At 78.3% G+C, this 3751-nt stretch carries 4 protein-coding genes; all 4 read right to left on the reverse strand.

Annotation, left to right across the window (positions count from 1 at the left end):
- A partial coding sequence (locus QWZ14_RS29445) for a CHASE2 domain-containing protein (RefSeq protein ID WP_290320631.1) occupies positions 1-962 on the reverse strand: 962 nt, incomplete at its 3' end.
- Between the two features lie 133 nt (positions 963-1095).
- Entirely contained in the window at positions 1096-1446 is a 351-nt protein-coding gene (locus QWZ14_RS29450) for a hypothetical protein (protein ID WP_290320632.1), read from the reverse strand.
- Positions 1447-1451: 5 nt separating this feature from the next.
- Positions 1452-2180 (reverse strand): OmpA family protein, encoded by a 729-nt coding sequence (locus QWZ14_RS29455; RefSeq protein ID WP_290320633.1) that lies wholly within the window; start codon positions 2178-2180, stop codon positions 1452-1454.
- 99 nt (positions 2181-2279) lie between these two features.
- Entirely contained in the window at positions 2280-3647 is a 1368-nt protein-coding gene (locus QWZ14_RS29460) for a mechanosensitive ion channel family protein (RefSeq protein ID WP_290320634.1), read from the reverse strand.
- Positions 3648-3751: the final 104 nt, after the last annotated feature.

Raw genomic sequence — 3751 nt, forward strand, 5'->3', positions numbered from 1 at the left:
AGCGCCGCGAGGGCGGCGGCGGGATAGCCCAGCGCCAGCCCGGCCAGCGCCAGCAGGAAGCGCCGCCCGGCCAGCCGCGCCCCGGCCAGCAGCCCCAGCCCGGCCAGCAGCAGCAGCGCCGCCGGCTCGCGCCACCAGGCCGCCGCCCCGGCGCGGCCATCCAGCAGCTGCGCCAGCACCTGGGCATGGATCTCGACGCCGAAGCTCGGCTTGCCGAAGGCGGCGGCGGGGGTGCGGTGCTCGTCGCTGCCGGGCAGCATGCTGCCGATCAGCGCGATGCGGCCCCGCAGCCACTCCGCCGGCAGCAGCGGCACCGCCTCGGCGGGGTAGGCGGGCGCCACCGGCCCGGCCGCGCTGCGCTGCCAGTCGATCAGGAAGGGTTGGTCCGGCACCGCGGCGCCGACCGCCTGCGCCAGCGCCACGGGCAGGCTGGGCCTGCCGTCGGCCTGCGGCAGGTGCCAGCGCACCTGGCCGTCGAAGACGTCGCGCGCGAGGTTGGCGGTGCCGGTCGCCACGCCGTCCAGGAAGCCGTCCAGCACCCGCTGCCGCGCCGGCTCCAGCGCCGTCTCCGGCCCGGCGGTGATGGCCACCACCGGCGGCGCCCGGCGGCGGATCGCCTGGCGCAGGGCGGCATCCTTGGCCGGCTCCGTCGTCCGGTCCAGCAGCAGGTCGAGGCCGATGGCGGCCACCCCGGCCCCGGCCAGGGCGTCGACCAGCCCGGCCAGGAAGCCGCGGTCGACCGGGGAGCGGTAGGGGTAGGCATCCAGCGTCGCCTCGGTGATGGCGATCAGCACGAGCCGCGGATGCGGCGGCCGCACCGGCGCCAGCGCCCGGAAGGCCAGCGCCTGGTACAGCCGCTCCGCCGCCGCCAGCGGCCAGGGCGGCCGGGTCAGCAGCAGGCCGAGCCCGGCCGCGGCCAGCAGCAGCAGCAGTCCCCGCGCGGCTCCCAGCATTCGCGCCATGGCTGCACCATTCCGGCCTGAGCCGGAGTGTCGCGGCGGCCGGACGGCGAAGGCAACGGCCCGCGGCATCACGCCCTGGGGAGCGTCCCTTGGGGGAGCATCCCCAGGAGAGCGCCCCCAGGGGGGAGCGCCCTCAGCGCAGCCGCGGCAGCAGCGGCTTCGGCCCCGCCCGCCAGGCCGGCCGGCCGAGCGGGTGCAGGCGGCGCCAGCGCGGCCGCCCGGCCGCCAGCTCCGCCCGCGCCACGGCGTTCAGCCGCGCCACCAGCTCGAGGTCCGGGACGCCGAACCAGCCGAAGCCGCCGGGGAAGGCGAGGCCGCTGCGGAAGACGGCGGCGTCGAGGCAGTCGGGCCCCTTGGCCGATCCGGCGGCCTTGCGCGGCAGGGCCTGGCCGCCCCGCTCGGTCTCCGGCGCCTGGACGACGCGGGCCTCGGCCGCGGCGGCGACCAGCAGGAGCAGCAGCAGCAGCGGGAGGAGGCGACGCATCGCCGCTACTCCACCCGGGCGAACTGGACGCGGCGGTTGCGCGGGTCGAAGCCGTTCCCGACCAGCGGCGCCTCCTCGCCACGGCCGAGCACCACAAGCCGCGCCGGGTCGATCCCCTGGCGGTCCACCAGCCACTGCGCCACCGCGACCGCGCGGCGCTGCGAGAGCAGCAGGTTGTACTCCTCCGGGCCCAGCGCGTCGGTATGGCCCTCGACCCGCAGCTTCACCTGCGGCTGGTCGCGCAGCAGCTCGCCGATCCGCTCGACGAAGGGGAAGGCGCTCTGCGGCACCACGTCGGAGTTGAGGGCGAAGTTGATGCGGAAGCCGATGCTGCCCGCGGCCGGCGCGGCTGCCGGCTCGCTGGCCGGCGGCGGCTCCACCGGCCGCGTCGAGGCCAGCACCGGGCCCGCCTCGGCGGCCGGCTGCCAGCGCGGCCGGTGCGGCGCGGGGCTCGCCATGGCGGGGGCGGAGGCGGGGGCGGGCGCCGCCTCCGGCTCCATCGCCATGGCCTGGGTCGCCATCGGCGCCGGCCGGTCGGGCTGGGTGATGACGATGCGGCGGCTCGCGCCGGGCTGGGATTCCGGCACCATGATGCCGCGCAGCAGGGCCAGCGGCGGCGGCTCCTCGAAGATCTGCACGCGGCCCTGGGCCAGGGCGGTGCCGCCGAGCAGCAGCGCCTGGACCGAGGCCAGGGCGGCGAGACCGGTGAGGCGGTGGCGGATGCTGCGGGACATGGCGAAACCCCTTGCTGGAGGCGGCGCAACCCGCCGCTGAGGGGAAGCTACCCGGGACCCGGGCCCCGGGCTGTGAGCCAGGCCACAATACCGGCCCGGTCAGTGGTGTTCCAGGCTGAAGAAGATCCGCAGCCGGCGGAGCAGCTCGCCCCTGGCCGCCGGCTGTGGCCCGGCGGCGCCGGCGGGCAGCCGGGCCGCCGCGTTGTGCGCCTGGCGCGCCGCCATCATCGCCGCCAGCCCCTCCGCCAGCGCCGGGCGGCGGCGCAGGATCGGGTCGAGCTGCGCCCGGCCGATCTCGAAGACCACCGCCTCGCTGGCGGCGAGCACCGTGCTGCTGCGCGGCTGGCCGGTCAGCAGCGACATCTCGCCGAAGACGGCCCCCGGCAGCAGCAGGTCGACCGCCGCCTCCACCGCCGCCACCCGCACCTCGAGCGCGCCTTCCGCCAGCACGAACAGGGACTCGCCCGGCTCGCCCTCGCGGACCACGGCGGTGCCGGCCGGCAGGGTCAGCGGCCGCATCGCGGCGGCGAGCTCCTGGCGTTCCGCGGCGGAGAAGTCGTGGAACAGCGGCAGGCCGCCGAGCAGCGCCGCCGCATCCGGGGCGGCGGTGGCCGGCGCGCGGCGCAGCGCCCGCAGCGGCCCGGCCGGGGCGATCCCGGCGCCCTGCAGGGCCCGCAGCACGGCCTCGGCGACGCCGTCGCGGGTGGCGGCCTCGCGGCCGTGGTCGGCGACGCCGAAGCGCAGCAGCCAGGTGGCCTGCCCCTCGGCTAGGTCCTGCAGCAGCACGTCGGGGGCGAGGCCGGGCCAGCGGCGCCCGGCATCGAGCGCGGCGGCCAGCAGCAGGCGGCGGGCCCGGGCGGGCGGCAGCCCGGCGTCGAGGGTGACGCGCAGCGTGGCGCGGTAGCGGCCGCCCTCGCCCGCGCCCCAGTTCACCAGCCGGTGCGCGGCGATGAGGCCGTTCGGCACCACCACCGCCACGCCGTCGCGCGTCACCAGCCGGGTGGTCCGCCAGCTCAGCTCGGTGACGCGGCCGGCGCTGCCCTCGGCGGTCTCGATCCAGTCGCCGATGCGGTAGGGCGCGTCGATGCCGAGGGCGAGGCCGGAGAAGAGGTCGCTGATGATGTTGCGCAGCGCGAAGCCGACGACCGCGATGGCGACGCCCGAGGTGGTGACCAGCCCCAGCGCCGGCCGGTCGAAGACCAGCAGCAGGATCGCGATGCCCGCCGCCCCGAAGCAGGCGCCGCGCACCAGGTCGCCCAGCAGCCGCGGGTAGGGCAGCGGCCGCCGCGCCGCCCAGGCGGCCCGCAGCAGCAGCAGGTCGAAGACCCGCGCCGCGGTCCAGGCGAGGCCGAGCCAGGCCGCCACCCCGGCGACGGTCGCCGCCCCGGGTGCCAGGGCCTGCAGCGCGAAGGCGCTGGCGCAAAGCGCGGCCGGGCCGAGGACCGGTCTCAAGCTGGGCTGGCGCATCCGGTCATCCCCGCGGGTTCCCGCCCGAGTCTGCCTGGGATTCGGCGGGCCGGGAAAGTGGCTGGGGCTGTGGCCTGGCTCACATCGGGGTTGGGCGTGGCTGG

The sequence above is a fragment of the Paeniroseomonas aquatica genome, assembly GCF_030409335.1.
GTDB lineage: Bacteria > Pseudomonadota > Alphaproteobacteria > Acetobacterales > Acetobacteraceae > Belnapia > Belnapia aquatica.